Annotated in this window: 16 protein-coding genes; 8 read left to right on the forward strand and 8 right to left on the reverse strand. The window is 74.0% G+C overall.

Features of this window, described 5'->3' with window-relative positions; genetic code table 11:
* Positions 1 to 3: 3 nt before the first annotated feature.
* The 3 genes from GD748_RS06295 to GD748_RS06305 are packed head-to-tail and all read right to left on the reverse strand — an operon-like array spanning position 4 to position 2,614.
* Positions 4 to 1,029, reverse strand: a complete 1,026-nt coding sequence (locus GD748_RS06295) for an NAD(P)/FAD-dependent oxidoreductase (RefSeq protein ID WP_152194254.1) — start codon at positions 1,027 to 1,029, stop codon at positions 4 to 6.
* Positions 1,026 to 1,547, reverse strand: a complete 522-nt coding sequence (locus GD748_RS06300; protein WP_193312839.1) for an isoprenylcysteine carboxyl methyltransferase family protein — start codon at positions 1,545 to 1,547, stop codon at positions 1,026 to 1,028. The genes GD748_RS06295 and GD748_RS06300 overlap by 4 nt, the downstream gene beginning before the upstream one ends.
* The gene (locus tag GD748_RS06305) at positions 1,544 to 2,614 is read right to left on the reverse strand and encodes a type III polyketide synthase (RefSeq protein ID WP_152194255.1); all 1,071 of its coding nucleotides are present in this window, start codon (positions 2,612 to 2,614) and stop codon (positions 1,544 to 1,546) included. Before GD748_RS06305 ends, GD748_RS06300 begins: the two co-directional genes overlap by 4 nt.
* Positions 2,615 to 2,702: 88 nt before the next feature.
* On the opposite strand from GD748_RS06305, the gene GD748_RS06310 reads away from it, so the two are divergent.
* The 3 genes from GD748_RS06310 (at position 2,703) to mpaM (ending at position 5,906) form a co-directional block, all read left to right on the forward strand.
* Positions 2,703 to 3,506 (forward strand): UbiA family prenyltransferase, encoded by an 804-nt coding sequence (locus tag GD748_RS06310; RefSeq protein WP_152194256.1) that lies wholly within the window; start codon positions 2,703 to 2,705, stop codon positions 3,504 to 3,506.
* Positions 3,507 to 3,773: 267 nt separating this feature from the next.
* Positions 3,774 to 5,003, forward strand: a complete 1,230-nt coding sequence (locus tag GD748_RS06315) for a lanthionine synthetase C family protein (RefSeq protein WP_152194257.1) — start codon at positions 3,774 to 3,776, stop codon at positions 5,001 to 5,003.
* A gap of 36 nt (positions 5,004 to 5,039) precedes the next feature.
* Entirely contained in the window at positions 5,040 to 5,906 is an 867-nt protein-coding gene (gene mpaM, locus GD748_RS06320; protein ID WP_152194258.1) for a daptide-type RiPP biosynthesis methyltransferase, read from the forward strand.
* A gap of 32 nt (positions 5,907 to 5,938) precedes the next feature.
* On the opposite strand, the gene GD748_RS06325 is transcribed toward mpaM, so the two are convergent.
* Positions 5,939 to 6,916 carry a helix-turn-helix transcriptional regulator gene (locus GD748_RS06325; RefSeq protein ID WP_152194259.1) on the reverse strand — a complete coding sequence of 326 codons (978 nt, stop codon included), beginning with the start codon at positions 6,914 to 6,916 and terminating at the stop codon, positions 5,939 to 5,941.
* 241 nt (positions 6,917 to 7,157) lie between these two features.
* Here GD748_RS06325 and GD748_RS19450 point away from each other — a divergent pair, with 241 nt between their 5' ends.
* On the forward strand, positions 7,158 to 7,316 hold the full coding sequence (locus GD748_RS19450; protein ID WP_193312840.1) for a hypothetical protein: 159 nt from the start codon (positions 7,158 to 7,160) through the stop codon (positions 7,314 to 7,316).
* Between the two features lie 167 nt (positions 7,317 to 7,483).
* Here the strand turns inward: GD748_RS19450 and GD748_RS06330 are convergent, their stop codons facing one another.
* Positions 7,484 to 9,589: a S9 family peptidase gene (locus tag GD748_RS06330; RefSeq protein ID WP_152194260.1), complete on the reverse strand. Its 2,106-nt coding sequence runs from the start codon at positions 9,587 to 9,589 to the stop codon at positions 7,484 to 7,486.
* Positions 9,590 to 9,784: 195 nt separating this feature from the next.
* Here GD748_RS06330 and GD748_RS06335 point away from each other — a divergent pair, with 195 nt between their 5' ends.
* Entirely contained in the window at positions 9,785 to 10,651 is an 867-nt protein-coding gene (locus GD748_RS06335; protein WP_152194261.1) for an N-acetylmuramoyl-L-alanine amidase, read from the forward strand.
* Between the two features lie 148 nt (positions 10,652 to 10,799).
* Here GD748_RS06335 and GD748_RS06340 read toward each other — a convergent pair whose 3' ends face one another.
* Positions 10,800 to 12,557 carry a variant leucine-rich repeat-containing protein gene (locus GD748_RS06340; protein WP_152194262.1) on the reverse strand — a complete coding sequence of 586 codons (1,758 nt, stop codon included), beginning with the start codon at positions 12,555 to 12,557 and terminating at the stop codon, positions 10,800 to 10,802.
* Positions 12,558 to 12,679: 122 nt separating this feature from the next.
* Between GD748_RS06340 and GD748_RS06345 the strand changes: the two genes are divergently transcribed.
* The gene (locus GD748_RS06345) at positions 12,680 to 13,360 is read left to right on the forward strand and encodes an LmeA family phospholipid-binding protein (protein ID WP_152194263.1); all 681 of its coding nucleotides are present in this window, start codon (positions 12,680 to 12,682) and stop codon (positions 13,358 to 13,360) included.
* Between the two features lie 56 nt (positions 13,361 to 13,416).
* Here the strand turns inward: GD748_RS06345 and GD748_RS06350 are convergent, their stop codons facing one another.
* Positions 13,417 to 14,106, reverse strand: a complete 690-nt coding sequence (locus GD748_RS06350; RefSeq protein ID WP_152194264.1) for a response regulator transcription factor — start codon at positions 14,104 to 14,106, stop codon at positions 13,417 to 13,419.
* 109 nt (positions 14,107 to 14,215) lie between these two features.
* Entirely contained in the window at positions 14,216 to 16,426 is a 2,211-nt protein-coding gene (locus tag GD748_RS06355) for a cytochrome c oxidase assembly protein (RefSeq protein ID WP_226920828.1), read from the reverse strand.
* A gap of 152 nt (positions 16,427 to 16,578) precedes the next feature.
* On the opposite strand from GD748_RS06355, the gene GD748_RS06360 reads away from it, so the two are divergent.
* Both GD748_RS06360 and GD748_RS06365 read left to right on the forward strand, forming a co-directional pair.
* On the forward strand, positions 16,579 to 16,959 hold the full coding sequence (locus tag GD748_RS06360; RefSeq protein ID WP_152194266.1) for a VOC family protein: 381 nt from the start codon (positions 16,579 to 16,581) through the stop codon (positions 16,957 to 16,959).
* A 180-nt stretch (positions 16,960 to 17,139) separates the two neighbouring features.
* Positions 17,140 to 18,222 carry an AAA family ATPase gene (locus GD748_RS06365; protein WP_152194267.1) on the forward strand — a complete coding sequence of 361 codons (1,083 nt, stop codon included), beginning with the start codon at positions 17,140 to 17,142 and terminating at the stop codon, positions 18,220 to 18,222.
* Positions 18,223 to 18,224: the final 2 nt, after the last annotated feature.

Genomic DNA, 18,224 nt, shown 5'->3' on the forward strand with positions numbered 1-18,224 from the left:
CGCTCAGCCGGTGCGGCCGATCTCGTCGACCGCGGCGGCGAACACCCGGGGCAGCGTCCGTGCCGCCGGCACGAGGAGGCGGCGCGACGGCGGCCAGGCGGCGGCCGCCAGCAGCACCTCGGTGAGCAGCCGGTAGCGTCGCACGATCCGGCGCCAGTCGGTCTCGTAGGCCTGCGGCCGGCCGGCGACGATCGCGGCGACGGCGGCCTCCGCCTGGGCCAGCGCGAGCGAGATCCCCTCCCCGGTGAGCGCGTCGACGTAGCCGCTCGCGTCGCCCACGAGCAGCACCCGGCCCTGCACGCGGGCACGGGTGCGCTGGCGCAGCGGTGCGGCGCCACGGACGGGGGTGGTCGGCGCCGCGCCCTCGAGGCGGTCGAGGAGCGCGGGGAAGGCGGCGAGCTGCTCGTCGTAGGTGGTGCGTCGGGTGGTGAGCAGGGCGACACCGACCTCGTGCGGCCCGACGGGAGTCACGTACGCCTCGGCGCGCTCGGCCCAGTGCACCTCCACGAGGTCCGTCCACGGCTCGACCCCGTGGTGCCTGCGCAGACCGTGCCGGCGCGGTCCCCGGGCGGGCAGCGCCAGTCCGAGGCTGCGCCGCAGCGGCGAGTGCAGGCCGTCGGCGACCACCAGGTACCGCGCCGGCTCGCCGTCCACCAGCACGCCGCCGTCGAGCTGGTCCACGACGACCACCTTGCGCTGCTCCATCCGCACCCCCGCGTCGAGGACCGCCGCCCGGAGGGCGGCGTGCAGGACCGTGCGCCGGACCCCGCGCCCCGGCGCCCCGCGGAACAACGCCTCGGCCGCCGTCGTCCCGGCGAGGTAGCGGATGCCGCGCAGCGGACGGCCGGCCGGGTCGACCCCGAGCCCGGCGAGCCGCTCGACGGCGGCCGGCATGAGCCCCTCGCCGCACGCCTTGTCGACCGGCGCGTCGCGCGGTTCGCGCACCACGACCGACAGTCCCGCCCGGGCGGCGTGCAGGGCGGTGGCCAGCCCGGCCGGACCGCCGCCGGCCACCACCAGGTCGGTCATCGCGGCGCGTCCAGGAGCGCCCTGTTCTCCAACCGGATGCGCACCGTCAGCAGGGCCGCGTTGAGCACCGTGAACGTCGCGGCGGTCAGCCACGCCGAGTGGACCAGCGGCAGCGCGAACCCCTCCACCACGACCGCCACGTAGTTCGGGTGCCGGAACCACCGGTACGGCCCGCCGTCCACCAGCGGCAGGCCGGGGACGACGATGATGCGGGTGTTCCACCGCGGCCCGAGGGTGGCGATGCACCACCAGCGCAGCGCCTGCGCGCCGAGCGCCAGCACCAGCATCGGCCAGCCGAGCGGCGGCAGGAACTCCGGGCGCCGGACCCACACCTCCACCAGCGCCCCGACGAGCAGCGCCGTGTGCAGCACGACCATCACCGGATAGTGCCCGCGCCCGCTCTCGACGCCCCCGCGCGCGAAGCTCCAGGCGGCGTTGCGGCGGGCGACCACCAGCTCCGCCAGCCGCTCGAGGCCGACGGCGACCACGAGGGCCGTGAACAGGACCAGGCTCGTCATGCGCGCAGCAGCACCAGCTCGAGGCTGAAGCCGGGGCCCATCGCCATCATGAGGCCGTAGGTCCCCACCGCCGGCGGACGCCGGTCGTAGGTGTCCCGCAGGATGTGCAGCACCGACGCCGACGAGAGGTTGCCCACCCGCCGGAGGGAGTCGGTCGTCAGCGCCAGCGCGTCGGCGTCGACCCCGAGCGTCTCGACGAGGGCGTCGATGACCTTCGGGCCGCCCGGGTGGCACACCCACCACCCGATGTCCGCCGTGGTGAGGCCGTGCTCGGCGAGGAACCGCGCGACGTCCGGGCCGACGTGCTCGCGCACCAGGTCGGGCACCTCCGCGCCCAGCACGATGTGCAGGCCGGTGGAGCGCACGTCCCACCCCATCGCCTCCGCGGTGCCGGGAAACGTCCGGCTCCGGCTCGCCACGACCGCCGGCGTCCTGGTGGAGGGCCCACGCACCGCCCGGTGCCGGGTGCCGACGGCGGCCAGGGCCGCGGCGCCGTCGCCGAAGAGACCGCTGGCCACGAGGTTCGCGGTGGAGGTGTCGCCGTGCTGGACGGTCAGCGAGCAGAGCTCGACCGAGACCAGGACCGCGACCCCGCCCGGCCGTGAGCACAGGAAGTCGTCGAGCCGGGCGGTGCCGGCCGCGCCGGCCATGCAGCCGAGCCCCAGCAGGGGCAGGCGGATGATGTCGTCGCGCATCCCGAGCCGGGCGGCGATCCGGGCCTCGAGGGAGGGGACCGCGATGCCCGTGATCGTGGTGGAGATGAACAGGTCCACCTCCTGCGGGGAGATCCCGGACCGCTCCAGGGCCCCGGCCACCGCGCGGGCGCCGAGTTCGACGGCGTGGGCGATGAAGATGTCGTTGGCGTCGCCGAAGTCGCGCAGCTCCGCGTAGCGCTCCAGCGGCAGGGCGAGGTGTCGCTGCTCGACGCCGGAGCTCGCGTGCAGCCGCCGCATCAGCGCGGCCGTGCGGTCGCCGCCGCCGATGACGTCCACCAGCGCCTCGGTGATCTCGGCCTGCCCGTACCGGTGCTCCGGCAGCACGGGCTCCAGGCCCACGAGGTGCGTCATCCACCGAGAGTAGGCGGCTGGCCGGTCCGTCGCGCGCGATTGCCGCGGCCGGCGCCGGCTCGCGTGCCGCCTCCTCTACGCTCGGGCGATGGGCACCGTGGTCGCGCTGGCGCGTGCGTGCCACCCCGCGCCGACCGTGGCGGTCACCCTGCTCGCGGCGCTCGTCGGCGTGGTCGCGGGCCACCGTCCCGGCGTCCTGGCGGTCCTGGTCGTCGCGGTCCTCACGGGCCAGCTCTCCATCGGGTGGTCGAACGACCTCGTCGACGTCGACCGCGACCGGCAGGTGGGCCGCGTCGACAAGCCGATCGCCACGGGCGAGCTGGCCGTGCCCGTCGTGCGTGCCGCGCTCGCGGCGACGCTCGCCGTGTGCCTGGTGGCGTCGCTGCTCCTCGGGGTGCGCGCCGGCGTCGTGCACCTGGTCCTGCTCGTGGGCTCGGGCTGGGCGTACAACCTCGTGCTGAAGCGCACCGTCCTGTCGTGGCTGCCGTACGTCGTCGCCTTCGGCGCCCTGCCGGCGGTCGTGTGGCTCGCGCTAGACCCGCCGGAGCCGGCGCCGGCATGGATGGTCGCCGTCGGGAGCCTGCTGGGTCTCGGCGCCCACCTGGTCAACGTGCTGCCCGACCTCGCCGACGACGAGGTCACCGAGGTGCGCGGGCTGCCGCACCGCCTCGGGGCCCGCGTCACGGGGGTTCTCGCGGTGGTCGTCCTGTCCACCGGTTCGGCGGTCGCCGTCCTCGGTCCGGACGAGGCCGCGCCGGCCTGGGGGTGGGCCGTCCTGGCCGGCGTGGTGCTGGTGGCGACGGCGGCACTCGCCCGCGGCGGCAGGGCGCCGTTCCGCGCGGCACTGGTCATCGCCGTCGCCGTCGTCGTCATGCTCCTCGCGCGGGACTGAGAGGAGCTGGCCGCGGGCGACCCGCCACACCTTCCCTCGTGCTCCTCGCGCGGGCGCGAGGGATCCCGCCGCCCGGGATCTCGGCAGGTCGCCGCCCGGGATCTCGGCAGGTCGCCGACCGGGCAGGCGGCCCTTGGCAACTTACGGCCATGGCATCTAGTTGCCCGGTCACCGGCTAACACCTGAGGTCCCGTGGAAGTTAAGTTCGCACTGTGACCCCGTGACCAGGGGACACGTGACGGCGGCGACAAGGAACGGAGGCCGGCCATGTCAGAGCTCTTGGTGACGCTCCCCTTCGAGCCGCGTCGGACCGCAGCACCGCGTGCGGTGCCGAGCCACCTTAGGGCGGACACCTCGCAGAGCGACCTCGTCGCCCTCGCCGTGCGCGGGGACGTGGATCTGTACGCCCTCGAGTCGGCCGACTACCCGCTGTTCCTCGACGAGGTCGGACGGCGGATCATCGACGCCGCGACACCTGACCGTACCGACCGTCTCTTTCCGCCGGCGCTCGCTCTCATGCCCGCCGAAGGGGCGTGCCCCGAGGGCGGTGCGTGCTTCGGGCACGGTGCCGCCGGTGTGCTCTGGAGCCTCGTGGGAGCCGGCGTCGAGGTCCCCGAGGAGCTGACCGACTGGCTGGTCCGTGCGGCCGAGAAGCTGCCCGCGACCGCTCCGGGGTTCCTGGACGGGCTCGCGGGGGTGGCGCTGACGCTCGACCGGCTCGGCCGCTTCGACGACGCCGACCGCCTCTGGCGCACGGTCGAGGAGTTCCCGCTGGACCTGCTCGGAACGAGCCTCGCCGACGGGCTCGCGGGCATCGGCCTCGCGCTTCTCGAACGAGCCCCTGTCCGCGACGTCGCCGCACTGATGACGCGGGTCGAGGAGATCGGTGCCCTGGTCCTCGAGCGGCTCGCGCAGACGTCCAGCGGCGTCGAGCGCTCCGGGCTGCTGCACGGGGGCACCGGTGCTGCCCTCTTCCTCCTGCACCTGTACGCACTCAGCGAGGACCCCGCCCTGCTCGACGGCATCGAGGAGGCGCTGCAGCGGGACATCGCCACCCTCGGCTGGGGCCCGGACGGTCGCCGTCGCCGCGAGACGCCCGACGAGGCGTCGATCTGGCACGGCAGCGACGGCATCACCATGGTGCTGCACGAGGCGGCGCAGCACGTGCCGGCCCCGTGGCTCGCCCAGACGTACCGCTCGGCCGCCCAGGTCTGCGGCGACCGTCTCGAGCACCTGCCCAACGGCTTCCACGCCCGCGCCGGCACCCTGCTGGCGGTGCAGTACCTGAGCTCCGGCCCGTGGACACCCGACGCCGAGCGGCACGCCCAGGTCCGCCTCCACCTCGGGCGCCTCGACCTGGGGCTCGGCGACCGCCACCTCCGGCTGACGGGTGCGGCCAGCGCCGGCACCGAGAGGCTCACCGGTGCGGCCGGTCTTCTCCTCGCGCTCGGTGTCCTGATGGGCACCGGAGAGTGCAGGCTTCCTTTCTTCTGGTGACGGCTCGCCGCTGCGGCGGCGGGGAAGGGGGGAACGATGGCAGCTCTGACGACGGCTGGGCCGGACCACAACCAGCTCACCGCGTGCGAGATCCCCGGCGCTGCCGGTGCGATGGTGCGCGAGCTCGGCCCCCGGGCGACCGTCCACGGCTTCGACGACGAGGCCGGCGCCCGGATCCACGGCGACCTCCTCGACGGTGACCTCGCCGAGGTCCGCGAGGTGCTTCGTGCGGTCCTCGACGTGCCGGGGTGCGTCCTCGACCTGGCCGCCGGCTCAGGACACCTGACCATGCCGCTTCTGGCGCTGCGTCGTGAGGTCACGGCCGCGGACAGCTCGCCGCACCGCCTCGCCGGGCTGCGGCGTCGCCTCCGTGACGCGCCCGCGGCGATGCGGGCCCGGTGCGCTACCGCCTACGTCGACCTCGACGGCTTCGCGCTCGGGACCCGGTTCGCCGTGATCGTGCTCGGCGCTTCCATGGTCGCCGGCCTCGACGTCGAGGGGCGCGCACGCCTGTTCGGGTGCGTGCGCGAGCACCTGGCGCCTGGTGGACGGTTCCTGCTCTCGACTGTCGACCATGGCGAGCTCGCGCTGCCCACGGAGACCGAGAGCGCTGTGCGGACCCCGGGTGGGAAGGTGTACCGCGTGCACGAGTACTGGGAGCCGGGCGCGAGCAGCTGGTTCCTCACGGCCTACCCGGCGAGGCTCAGCACGGGCATCATGCCGGTGTGCGCCGTGCGCCGGCACGTCGTCGACGTGACCCAGCTCCAGGCTGAGCTCGGTCAGGCCGGCTTGACGGTCGTCTCCACCACGGCGCTGCCGGTCGCCGGTGCCCGGCACCGGCCGGTGCTCGTCGAGGCGGTGCGCAGCGAGGACCGCGGGCCGGCCTACCCCTTCCTCGCCTGACAGCGGGGTCGGTCGGCAGCAGGTCGAGCGGGCTACAGCCAGCCGCGTTCGACCGCCCGGGCGCCGAGCTCGAACCGGCTCGTGGCCTCCACCCGGGTGCTCAGCACGTTGATCATGCGCCGGACCGTGCGGATAGAGATGCCGAGCGAGCGGGCGATGGCCTCGTCCTTCATGCCGCGGGAGAGGAGCTGGAGGAGCTCGCTCTCCTCGGCCCGGACCTCGTTCTCGCTCGCCGGTCGCTCTGGCAGCTCCGCACCGGACTGCCAGAGCAGGTCGAAGAGAGCCTGGAACGCCGTGATGGCACCGGGGGTGTTGAGTAGGACGGCGCCCTGGGAAAGGTTGTGTGGATCGGAGGTGACTAGGGCGATCTTCTCGTCGTAGATCAGGACGCGTACAGGTAGGGCTACTGCGGTGCGTGCTTCACCACCATGATCGCGGAACCACTGGGCATACTCGATCACGGCGTCGTCGTGCCGGGCGGACGCCGGATACAGCGTGCGGAGCTTGACGCCGCGCGACAGCATCGGTTCCTCGTCGGCCTTCGCCTGGCCGAGGACGTGAGGCAGCGGGGCCTTGGTGACGATCGAATCCATGGAGAACTCGACGTTCTGCACCAGCTCGACGATCCTCGAGAAGATCTGGTCGGTGCCGACGAGGCGCTCGAACTCACCGTGCCGTTCGCTCTGCAGCGTCCTGTGATACTCGTCCACGAGGGCGGCGGCGTCCGACCGCATGCTGCTCAGCTGCTCCTGCTCGCGGTGGAGCTCCTTCTCGCGCTGTCCGACGAGACGCTCGAAGGCCACCTGCGGCGACTCGGTGCGCAGGTTCGTCGGGTCGGCATGCGACCGTCGGAGGAAGCCCTTCTCCTCCAGCAGGTCCAACGACTGCTTGAGCTCGCCGTCGGTCAGCTCGAGAATCTCTCCCAGCCGGGCGGGAGTGAGCGCGGGGGACTCCAGGAGCGCGCGGTACGCCGCGAGCGCGCGTTCGTCAAGACCCAGCGGTTCGAACATGTCACTCCCGTCCTAGCGCGACCAGGGACGATGCTATGCCGAAAGCGCACGTCAGGGCGTCACCCTCCCGGATCGCCGAGACATGGCGAGGAGAGTCGGTCACCTCGCGCGGGAGGCGGGGAGTACCTGCCATGGCAGGAAGTGACCACCTTTTCGGTGCGGCTCGCGGGCCGGATACGGGCGATGATCGTCGGGGGGCTGAAAGCAAGCGGGGGGCATCGACAACGAAGGAGGTAGCGACATGGTTCGCAAAGTGGTGGCGAGTGTGGTGCTCGCGGTGGGTATGACCGTGACGGCGGTGGCGCTGCCTGCAAGCGCGGCACCTGCCAAGGCCGCACCCGGTGGGGGCACGGTCTCCATCATGTGCGTGGTGTGCTGGCCGGAGATCGCGGCCAAGTAGTTCGCAGCGGTCCGAGGAGCGGGGAGCCTGGTGGCACCCCGCTTTTTCGGTGTGCCCCTCGGACGGCCGGGCAGCCGGATCTGACGGCCGGGCAGCCGGGTCCGCCGACCGGGCAGCCGAACCCGTCGGCCGGGCAGCCGGATCCGTCGGCCGGACAGCCGGACCCATCAGCCGAGGAGCTCGGGCAGCTCGGCGGTGCCGCCGCCGAGCACGTGCTCGGCGAGGAAGCCCAGCACCACCTGGTACCAGACCTTGGCGTGCTGCGGTGTCAGGACCCAGTGGTTCTCGTCCGGGAAGTACAAGAACCGGTGGACCGTCGAGCCGTCCGCCTCCTGCGGCAGGCCGGACGCCGAGAGCAGCTCGTACCAGAGCCGCAGACCCTCGCCGATCGGGACGCGGTAGTCCTTGTCCCCGTGGATGACGAGCATGGGCGTGCGGATGTTGCCCACGTGGTGGTGCGGGGAGTTGACCTCCTGCATCGCCGGGCTCATCTCCCGCGCCCAGTAGTACGAGGCGTCGGTCGTCGGACCGAAGCCCTCCAGCGCCCAGAGGCTGGCGTGCGTGACGATCGCCCGGAAGCGGTCCGTGTGCCCGGCCACCCAGTTCGCCATGTACCCACCGAACGATCCGCCCATCGCAGCAGTGCGTGAGGCGTCGATCTCGGGCAGGGCCTCGGCAGCATCCGTGGCGGCCATCAGGTCGGTGAACGGCTCGGCGCCCCACCGGCCCCACCCGCGCTGGACCATGGCCTGGCCGTAGCCGGTGGAGAGCGCCGGGTCCGGCAGCAGCACCGCGTATCCCTGCGCGACCATGAGCCAGGGGTTCCAGCGCCAGCTCCACGCGTTCCACGACCCGAGCGGCCCACCGTGGATCCACAGCAGCAGGGGCGCCGGACGGTCGCTGCCCGCACCGTGCGGGACCGCGAGCCACGACCGCACGCGGGTGCCGTCCTCCGTCGTCGCCTCGACCTCGCTGAGCGTGCCGGGCAGCTCGGGACGCGCTGCCGGGCCCCGCAGCGACGTCACGACCGCGCTGCCCTCGGTGAAGCTCGCGGTGATGCCCGTCAGCTCGACGCGCACGACCTCGGTCGGGTGGGCGTAGGAGGACCGGAGCGCGTAGACGCACGTACCGTCGGGCGCGACCACCAGGTCCGAGTAGGCACCGTCGTCGGTGAGGCGGGTGACGGCCCCGCTGGTGGCGTCGACGTGGAAGAGCGGGGCGCGGCCGTCGCGGTCGGCGGCCATGACCAGGCCGGTGCCGTCCGGCAGCCAGCGCAGCTCGCCCGGCCAGGCGTCCCATCCCTCGCCGAGGCGTCGCCGGGCACCGCTCGCCAGGTCGAGCAGCCAGAGCGTCAGAGCCGGCGCCTTCTCGGCCGTGGACCGCTCGTCCTGGACGTAGGTGAGGCGTCCGCCGTCGGGGCTGATCCGTGGCGACCCGTACTCGAGCTCCTCGTCGGCGGCGAGCAAGGTAAGGCGGTCGCCGGACGCGACGTCGATGCGCACCAGGTCCGACCGCTGCGACGCCCGGCCCTCGGGCACGAGCCACTCGGTGACGAGGAACGTACCGTCGGGTGCGACGTCGTGGCTGGTCTCCACCAGGTGTGTGGCGGCGTCGGGCGCGAGGTCGCGCAGCTCGAGCTCCGGCTCCTGAGCCGCCGCGGCGTCGGACGACGTCACGGCGCCGCCGTCGCCGAGATCGACGGCGTACAGCCGCGGTGCCGACGGGCCGAGGTCGTGGTCCCAGTAGCGCACCGGGTACCCCGCGTGGAGGATCGCGGAGACCTTCTTGTCCTTCCGTGCGTCCCGCAGGCGCTTCTCCTCGGCCAGGTCCGTGCCGCGTGGGAGCGCCGTGGCCTGCACGACGGCGGTGCCGCCGGAGATCGGGGTGTGGACGCCGTCGACCCCGCCGGGGTGCGTGACGAGGACCCGGGCCTCGCCGCCACCGCCCGGGATCGCCCAGAGCGCGGCGGGTTCGTCGTCGTCTCCGCCGGAGGGCCTGGAGGCGATGAAGAGCAGGTCGCCGGCCGGGGTGAACCGGGCCTGCGACTCGCCCTTGGCGCCGCGCGTCAGCCGGCGCGCGGGCCGCTCACCGGAGGGGTCGACCTCCCACAACGCCGTCACGTACTTGGTGCCGTCGTCGTCGAGCACGCTCACGCCCGTCACGAGGCGGGTGCCGTCGGGCGAGAGCGTGAGCGCCCCCAGCCGGGGCAGCGCCAGGTACGCGTCGAGGTCGTGGAACGGGGTGTCGGGCCGGGAGTCTGTGGCGTCGGTCACCCGCCCATCCCACCATGGGACGCACCCCGTCCGCGACAGACCCGCACGTCAGGAGCGTGGCGCCCGTCGCTCGCACACGGACTGCACGTCGAGCACGGCGGCGCCAGTCGTTCGCACAGGGACCCGTACGTCGAGCACGGCGGCGCAAGTCGTTCGCACGGCGCACCGGCTCGGTCCGGCTGCCAGGATGGCCGGATGAGCGAACCTGCCGGTGCGTCGTCCGTCGGGCGCCGGGCCGTCACGGTCCGCGTCCTGGGTGTGCTCGCCTTGGCGTCGGTCATCGTCGTCGGGCTCTGGCTCGGCTCGCGCCCGCTCGAGCCGGCGGACCGCCCCGACCGGCCGTCACCGGCGGCGGGGGCAGGAACGCCGTCCGCGAAGGCGAGCGAGGCGACGCCGAGTGCCGAGCCACCTCCGCTCGACGGGCTCCACGTGGTCCTCGACCCCGGGCACAACGGCGGTAACGCCGAGAACGTCGCGCAGATCAACGCCCAGGTGGGGGACGGGCGCGGCGGGGCGAAGTCCTGCAACACGGTGGGCACCTCCACGCTCACGGGCTACCCCGAGCACGCCTTCACCTGGGACGTCGCCCAGCGCGCCCGCGACCTCCTGCAGGCCGACGGCGCCCGGGTCACCCTCACCAGGAGCGACGACACCTCGGTGGGGCCGTGCGTCGACGTGCGCGGGCGGACGGCCGGCGACGTCGACGCCGACGTTCTGGTCTCGATCCACGCCAACGGCTCGGAGAACCCGGCCGCCCAGGGCTACTTCGCGATCGTCTCGGCGCCCCCGTTGAACGAGCCGCAGGGCGAGCCCTCCCGCGCCCTCGCCACAGCTCTTCTCGGCGCGCTCGGTGAGGCGGGCTTCCCGCCGTCCGGCTCCTACGCGAGCGCGTTGAGCGAGCGCGCCGACCTGGGGACGCTCAACTGGGCCGAGCGGCCCGCCGTCATCCTCGAGCTGGCCGAGATGCGCAACCCGGAGGAGGCGGAGCTGGTGCAGACGGAGGAAGGACGCCAGCGGTACGCCGAGGCCGTCGCGGCCGGCCTGGCGGCATGGGCCGGGTAGGCCCGACCGGCGACCCGTGCGCCCGCCCGACGACACGTGCGCCCGCCCGGCTGCCCGTGCGCCCGTCCGGCTGCCCGTGCGTCCGTCCGGCTGCCGGGGGCCGTCCGGCCGACGGGTCCGTGCACCGGTGGTCGGCCGCGCCCGGGACTCAGAACGTCTCGAACGCCGCCCGGGCCACCGAGAATCCCTGTCCGGTGAGCGTGCTCCAGCACGTCACGCCGTCCCGCTCGCTCGTGCAGGCGAAGTAGCCGGCGGTCGCCGACTGTCCGTACTCGAGCACGCCGTTGCCCGCGACGGGGCCCGCCGGGCAGTTCGGGGCCGCGGCCCCGCCGAGGCTCACGGCGAGCGTGACCGGGCCTGGTGAGCAGCCTTCGGGATCCGGGAAGTCCCGGTCGGTGATCGTGCAGGCGGCCGCGTCGGTCTCGGCGCCGAGGGTGCAGGCGATGTTCGCCGACGGGCTGGTGAAGCTGGTGCGCTCCTGGGCGCCGGGTGGGGCTGGTCGCGCGAGCCGCACCCACTCCGTCGCGTCGCCGAGCGTGGTGACGACAGCCGTCGACGTCTCCGGGTCGTCGAGCAGGGCCTGCTCGACGGCGACGGCGTAGGCCGGGTCGCAGGCGTCCTGGACGCCGCGCAGGGCCGTGAGCACGACCTCGCCGGAGGCGGGGTCCTGCCAGGTGCCTCCCGGCGCGGCGGCAGCGGCGAACTCGTCGACGACGGCGCTGTCGGCGGCGGCATCGTCGCAGGTCGTGGCATCAGGGAGGGCGACGAGTGCCGTGCGGGCGGCGTCGACGTCCGTCGTCGCCTCCTGGGTCGCGGCGGTGGTCGGTTCCGTCGTGGTGGCGGTCGTCGCCGCGCCGGTGGTGGCCGGCGGGGTCACGGGTTCGTCATCGCCGCGCGTCGCGAGGAACACGATCAGGGCGATGAGGATCAGCAGGCCGACCAGCGCCAGCAGCATCCACATCGGCCGGCGACCCCCGGGGTCGGAGGTGGCGATCACCCGGCGCAGACCCCCAGGCGGCGTCGAGGCAGGTGGGTCGAAGCCGAAGACCCGTGGCCCGGCGCCCGCGGCACCGGCCGCCGGCTCGCCCGCAGCACCGGCCGCGGGTTCGCCGCCTGCGGCACCGGCCGCCGGCTCGGCGGTCGCGCGCGCCGGTCGAGTGGGAGCCACGGGCGAGAAGACCTCGGTCGGGGCATCGGTCGGCATCGCCTCGACGGGGCGTGCGACCGGCTCCGACGGGGTGAAGGTGGGCGGTGCGGTCTCGCCGTCCGCCCGAAGGAGGTCGGGGTCGGTGAAGACCGCTGTGGCGTAGGGGTCGAACGGCTGGCCGTCGTCGGGCACCGGCTCGGCCCGCGGCGTCGTGGCGGTCTCATCGACCGACCGTGCCGGGACGTCCCGCTCCGTGGGCCCCTCAGCGGCCGCCGTGGGCTCCTCGGCGGCCGACGGTTCCTGCGTGTCGTCGTGCTCGCCGGCCGTGGTCTCCGCGCCCGCGGCAGGTGTGCCGGGCGTGGTCGCAGCGGGCCGGACGAGAGTCGGCCGGTCGTCGATCTCGACCTCCCGCTCGGCGCCGCCGGCGGCACGCGCCGGCGGCGCGACCGCCTCCGTCTCCTGCGTCTCGCCCGGTTCCGGAGCTCCGTCGCCCGGCCGTTCCGGCTGCGGTTCCGCCTCCGGCGCGGCCGGTCCCGGCTCGCCGGCGGGCGCGGCCGGCTGGGCCCGCCGGGCCAGCGCCGCATCGACGTCGGGCATGCCGAGGCGCCCGAGCCACTCGACGAGCGCCGGGTAGGTGGAGGGGTTCGCCGCGACCGCCGCGCGCAGCTCGGGGTGCTCCTGGGCCAGCTGCTGGAGCGTCGTCAGCGGGGTGCGCGGGTCGGCCGCCAGCCGAGCCAGCTCTCCGGCGTCGTCCGCCATGTCCTCACCTCCCACGCGCCCCGACAGTACACAAACGGGCACGTCATGGCCGCCCCGCGGCGGCGAGAGGACCGTGGCCGCGCGGATCGGCGCCCGCGCACCGGCGCACCTACCGTAAGGACATGCGACGCTTCGTGACGACGGCCGTTGTCCTCGTGGTGCTCCTCGCGGTGGGCGCCGTCGTCGCCGACCGGGTGCTGCACGCCCGGGCGGAGGATCGGGTCGCCGAACAGATCGACGGCTACCTCGACGTCAGCGGCGAGCGCACCGTGACGATCGAGGGCTTCCCGTTCCTGACCCAGCTCGCGACCGGGGAGCTGGACAGCGTCCGGGCGAGCGCCGGCGCCGTCGTGGTCGAGGGTGTCGAGCTCGTCGACGTGCGGGCTCACGCCCGGGCGGTCGCGGTCGAGCAGCCGATCACCGTGGGGGACCTCGAGGTGGTCGCCACACTCCCCGACGCCGCCCTGCAGTCCCTCGTCGACCGACGAGTGCCGCGGGCCGACGTCACCGTCGGTTCCACCGCGGACGGGGTGGAGCTGGGCACCGAGGTGCTGGGCGCCGACCTCGCCATCCTCGCCGAGCCCGCTGTGGAGAACGGCACCCTGACCATCTCGGTGAGCTCGATCAGTCTCGGGGGCGCGGAGATCGACGCCGACTCGCTCACCGGGATCGTCGACGAGGACCTGCTGTCCCTGGACCTGGACGTTCGGCTGCCGCTCGGTCTCGACCTCGTCGCCGCGGCGCCCGAGGACGGCAGCGTCCGCCTCACCTTCTCGGGACAGGACGTCGTCCTCGACCAGTGAGCCGCCGCTGAGGTGCCGGTGCCGGTTCCGGTCGCGCTGTCCTCGCGCGCTCGCGCTCACGCCCCGGGCAGCCCTGGGCCCGGCAGGATGCCGTCCTCGACCGCGCGCTTGTAGAGGTCGATCTTCGTGTCGGCCTGCCGGCCGGCACCGCGGTACTTTGCGCGCGCCCGGCCGATGTAGTCGTTGACCGTCTCGCGAGAGATCCCCAGCCGCGCCGCCACCCGCTCGGACTTCTCGCCGGCTGCGTAGAGCGCCAGCGTCTCGCACTCGCGCCTGGACAGCAGCACCGGTGGTCGCTCCGGCCGGGCGGCGGCGGGCACCTCCTCGCCGCGGGCGACGGCGACCACGGCTCGGGCGAGCAGGTCGCCGTCGGCGGTCTTCCGCACGACCCCGGCGACCCCGGCGTCGGCGGCGAGGCGCAGGAGGTACGGGCTGTCACCTCCCGTGAAGACGACGACACGCGAGCCCGACTCCTGCAGCGCCCCGACGTTCGCACCGGGCTCCGACCCGTCGGGGAGCCGTAGGGCGAGGAGCACCACGTCCACGCGCTCGTCCGTCGACAGCAGCTCGGCCACGTCGGTGAAAGCACCGCGGAAGCTGATCTCGGGCCGTGGGTGAAGCATCTGCGCGACGCCGACGGCGACCACCGGGTACTCCTCGACGAGCGCCACCGTCGTGGTCCCCAGCCGGCCGTTCGTGGCGACGCCGGTGGGCAGGTCCGCTGCGCTGGGGACCAGGCGCGTCATCGAGACCTCCTCGGGCACGGTGGCGGCCGGCCTGGGGCGGCCGACGCACCTACAGGTGGGGCGCCCCCACCGTCCCACCTGGGCGCCGGAGCTGTGGCGCGAACGGCGGTCAGACTTCGTGCGCGGACCGGTCCGCCCCGGCGGGCGGCCTAGGCCCGGCGGCTGGCCCCGGCCCGGCGGGTGGGTGCGGCTCGGCGGCCGTCCTCGGCTCGCCGGCGGCGGCGGCAGCGTCGTCGGAGGCCGACCGGGCCGCCAGCATCGCGTTGTACGCACGCAGCTCGGCGTCGTCGTCGCGGTCCGCCTGCCGGTCGGAGCGCCTGGCCGTGCGGGCGTCGTCCTTGGCCCAGGCGACGGCCACGCCGATCGCCAGGGCGAGCGTGGGGATCTCGCCGATGCCCCAGGTGATCGCGCCGCCCTTCTCCTGGTCCGCGAGCGCGTCCTGCCACCAGGGCAGCCCGAGCCGTCCGAAGAAGTCGGCGGCCAGCAGCGTGGTGGAGGAGATGATCGAGACGCCGAAGAACGCGTGGAAGCCCATCGTCGCCAGCAGGAGCAGGAGCCGCAGCGGGTACGACGGGCGGGTGGGGCCGGGGTCGATGCCGATCAGGGCGTTGGCGAAGAGGTACCCGGCGAGGGTGAAGTGCACGATCATGAGGATGTGGCCCACGTGCGTCGTCAGGGCCAGCTCGAAGAGCGGGGTGTAGTAGAAGACGATGAGCGAGCCGGCGAAGTTGATCGCCGCGATGACGGGGTGCGCGAAGAACTGCGCCACCCGCGAATGGACCAGAGCCAGCAGCCACTCGCGCGGCCCGCGCGAGCCGTCCCGGCGGTGCGGCAGCGCCCGCACGGCCAGCGTCACGGGTGCGCCGAGGACCACGAAGATCGGCACCACCATGGCCAGCAGCATGTGCTGGAGCATGTGCGCGCTGAAGAGGATCGAGCCGTACACGATGGGGCCGCCGTTGGTGACCCAGAAGAAGAGCAGAAAGCCGGCGACCCAGGCGAGCGTGCGCCCCACCGGCCACGCGTCCCCACGGCTGCGCAGCCGCCGGACCCACAGGAGGTAGACGACGACGGCGGCGGCGCTCAGGAACGCCGTCAGCGGGTCGAGACGCCACTGCGTGAGGTAGGTGAGCGCCGTCGGGAAGGGCGGCACCGGGTTGCCGGTGAGGAAGTACGTGGGCGAGGGGTCCTGGACGGGCTCCTGCGGCACCGGCGGGGCGGAGGAGCCGAGCGCGACGGCGACGCCCATCACCGCGCCCATGACGAGCACCTCGACGCCGGCGAGCCGCCAGAACGCCCACCCGACGCGGCGTGCACCCGTCCCCGACGCCGCGGCGGCGTCGGCCCGGACCGCCGGCAGCGTGGCCCGACGGTGGGCCCAGCCCGCGACGCCGAGGCCGACGGTCAGCACGATCTTGAGGGCGAGCAGCTGACCGTAGGGGTGGGTGACGAGCTCGACGGGGGAGCCGAGCCGGATCCAGCCGTTCGCGATGCCCGAGAGGGCGACGATGACGAAGCACCACAGCGCGACGGTCGAGTAGCGCTCCGCCGCGTCCGGCAGGTCCCGCCCGGTGCGCGTCGCCACGACGCAGAGGACGGCGAGCCCGCCGGCCCAGACGGTCACGCCGCCGACGTGCATCCACCAGGAGGAGACCGCCAGCTCGTGGCTGGCTGCGCCCGCCGCGTGGCCGGTGAGGGCGATCGGCACCAGCGCCACCAGGGCGAGGACGCCCGCCCAGGCGGCGGAGACGTAGCCGCCGACCGCCACCGCCACCAGCGACACCACGGCGGTCAGCGCCGTCGCCCAGAGCAGGATCTGACCGAGCTCGATGTCGGTGACGAACTGCTGCAGCTGCTCCCCGTAGCCGGGCCCGCCGATGGTCCCGACGATCGAGGCGTGCGTGAGAAGCAGGTGGGCCAGCTGGGCCAGGGCCCACACGACGGCGGCGACCGCGCCGGTGCGGGCGGCCAGCGGCCACGCCCGGCCGTCGACAGCCGTCCGCCGGGAGGGGCGCGCGGGCAGGTCCGTCCCGCCGTCGCGCCCGCGCTGCGGGCGGTGGTCCGGCCGCGGGCTGCGGTCCGGCGCGGGCAGCACGAGGGCGCACAGGGCGAACGCCCCGACGGTCGTGGCCGCTGCGGCGTGGGTGAGGAGGGTGACGAGCGGCAGGCCCCACCGCACGAGCGGTCCGGGGTCGAAGAGCGCCGGCGGGGCCGCGGCCCCGGTCAGCAGCAGGCCGGCGACGAGCCCGAGCACGCCCAGGGGCAGCGCGCCGGCGGCGTACCACCAGACCTGGGTGTCACGGCGGGCGTTCTGGGTCACCCGTCCAGGGTAGGCGCTCGTGCGCCGCCCCCTTCCCAGCTGCTCGCCTCGGCAGGTACGGTCCCGAGCGCGGTCCCCGACCGTGGGGAAGCTCGAGAGCCCCGCGCGCGGCCGCACCGGCAGGTCCCCCACGTGAGAGGAAGGTCCGTCAGATGGCATGTCGTATCAGTGAGCTCGTCCTGGGTTGCCGTGACCCCGAGGTGCTGGCGCGGTTCTGGTGCGAGGTCCTGGACTTCGTCGTCCTCGATCGTGAGGACGACGGCACCCTCGAGATCGGTCCGCGCGAAGGGTTCGGCGGCCCGCAGCCGACGATCATCCTCAGCGTCCGGGACGAGCCGGAGCCCGGGAAGTCCCGGCTGCACATCGACGTCAACGCCACCGACCGCGACCAGGACGCCGAGCTCGAGCGCCTCCTGAAGCTCGGGGCGGTCCCGGCCGACATCGGGCAGACCGGCGAGGAGCCCTGGCACGTCCTGGCCGACCCCGAGGGCAACGAGTTCTGCCTGCTCAAGGCCCGCCTCGCCCCGCTCTGACGACTCTGCGCGGCCCGTGGTTCGCTGCAGCCCGCATGCTGACCCCGCGCGGAGCCCGGGTGAGCGCCGGGCCGGCCCACGGCCCCCTCGCCGGGGGAGATGTCCCCCCACCGGCGCCAGCGCCGACCGGGACGATTGACATAGTCTCGGCGCAGTCAGGCTGACCGAGAGTGGGGGACGATGGACGCATCGGCAACGGGTTCGAGGAGCCGCCCGGGGCGCTCCGAGGTCTGGCTGGCGCAGCCGGAGCAGCAGCACCGGCAACGCGTGGACGAGGTCGGCACGATCTCCGAGTCCGACACGCGCCGCGCCACCGGGCTCATCGCGCGGATCAGCAACATCTTCGGCCAGCGCGTCGTCGGTCAGGACAGCCTGCGTGTGGCGCTCATCTCGACCATGCTCTCCGGCGGCCACGTCCTCCTGGAGTCCGTGCCCGGCCTGGCCAAGACGACCGCCGCGCAGACCCTCGCGGGCGCGGTCTCGGGCACCTTCCACCGCATCCAGTGCACGCCGGACCTCATGCCCAACGACATCGTGGGCACCCAGATCTTCAACTACGCCACCAACGACTTCACCATCCAGCTCGGCCCGGTCCACGCCAACTTCGTGCTGCTGGACGAGATCAACCGCTCGTCGGCCAAGACCCAGTCGGCGATGCTCGAGGCGATGCAGGAGAAGCAGACCTCCATCGGCGGTGAGGTCTTCGCGCTGCCGAAGCCGTTCATGGTGCTCGCCACCCAGAACCCCATCGAGGAGGAGGGCACCTACGTCCTCCCCGAGGCCCAGATGGACCGCTTCCTCATGAAGGAGGTGCTCACCTACCCCACCCCCAACGAGGAGGTGGAGATCCTCGAGCTGACCTCCTCGGGCGCCTTCACCCACCCGATCGAGGACGAGCCCATCGGCCTCGACGACGTGATGTTCCTGCAGCAGCTCGTCAACCGGGTCTACGTGGACCTGTCCATCAAGCAGTACATCGTGGCGCTGATCAACACCACGCGCGGCGGCGGTCCCCGGCCCCTGCCCAACTTCAACCAGCACGTGCGCGTCGGCGCCTCGCCGCGCGGCGGCATCGCGCTCATGCGCGTGGCCCAGGCCGTCGCCCTGCAGGAGGGCCGCACCTACGTGGTGCCCGACGACGTCAAGAAGCTGCGCCACCCCGTCCTGCGCCACCGCCTGGTCCGGACCTACGACGCGCTGGCGAACAACGTGGCGCCGGAGTCGCTCGTCGACGCCGTCTTCGCCACCGTCCCCACCCCCTGAGG

The organism is Georgenia subflava (assembly GCF_009193155.1).
GTDB classification, from domain to species: domain Bacteria; phylum Actinomycetota; class Actinomycetes; order Actinomycetales; family Actinomycetaceae; genus Georgenia; species Georgenia subflava.

Excerpts from the sequence above, each read along its gene's own strand:
- GD748_RS06295 (WP_152194254.1), bottom strand. The coding sequence starts at position 1,029 with ATGACCGACCTGGTGGTGGCCGGCGGCGGTCCGGCCGGGCTGGCCACC.
- GD748_RS06300 (WP_193312839.1), bottom strand. The coding sequence starts at position 1,547 with ATGACGAGCCTGGTCCTGTTCACGGCCCTCGTGGTCGCCGTCGGCCTC.
- GD748_RS06305 (WP_152194255.1), bottom strand. The coding sequence starts at position 2,614 with ATGACGCACCTCGTGGGCCTGGAGCCCGTGCTGCCGGAGCACCGGTAC.
- GD748_RS06310 (WP_152194256.1), top strand. The coding sequence starts at position 2,703 with ATGGGCACCGTGGTCGCGCTGGCGCGTGCGTGCCACCCCGCGCCGACC.
- GD748_RS06315 (WP_152194257.1), top strand. The coding sequence starts at position 3,774 with ATGTCAGAGCTCTTGGTGACGCTCCCCTTCGAGCCGCGTCGGACCGCA.
- mpaM (WP_152194258.1), top strand. The coding sequence starts at position 5,040 with ATGGCAGCTCTGACGACGGCTGGGCCGGACCACAACCAGCTCACCGCG.
- GD748_RS06325 (WP_152194259.1), bottom strand. The coding sequence starts at position 6,916 with ATGTTCGAACCGCTGGGTCTTGACGAACGCGCGCTCGCGGCGTACCGC.
- GD748_RS19450 (WP_193312840.1), top strand. The coding sequence starts at position 7,158 with ATGGTTCGCAAAGTGGTGGCGAGTGTGGTGCTCGCGGTGGGTATGACC.
- GD748_RS06335 (WP_152194261.1), top strand. The coding sequence starts at position 9,785 with ATGAGCGAACCTGCCGGTGCGTCGTCCGTCGGGCGCCGGGCCGTCACG.
- GD748_RS06340 (WP_152194262.1), bottom strand. The coding sequence starts at position 12,557 with ATGGCGGACGACGCCGGAGAGCTGGCTCGGCTGGCGGCCGACCCGCGC.
- GD748_RS06345 (WP_152194263.1), top strand. The coding sequence starts at position 12,680 with ATGCGACGCTTCGTGACGACGGCCGTTGTCCTCGTGGTGCTCCTCGCG.
- GD748_RS06350 (WP_152194264.1), bottom strand. The coding sequence starts at position 14,106 with ATGACGCGCCTGGTCCCCAGCGCAGCGGACCTGCCCACCGGCGTCGCC.
- GD748_RS06360 (WP_152194266.1), top strand. The coding sequence starts at position 16,579 with ATGGCATGTCGTATCAGTGAGCTCGTCCTGGGTTGCCGTGACCCCGAG.
- GD748_RS06365 (WP_152194267.1), top strand. The coding sequence starts at position 17,140 with ATGGACGCATCGGCAACGGGTTCGAGGAGCCGCCCGGGGCGCTCCGAG.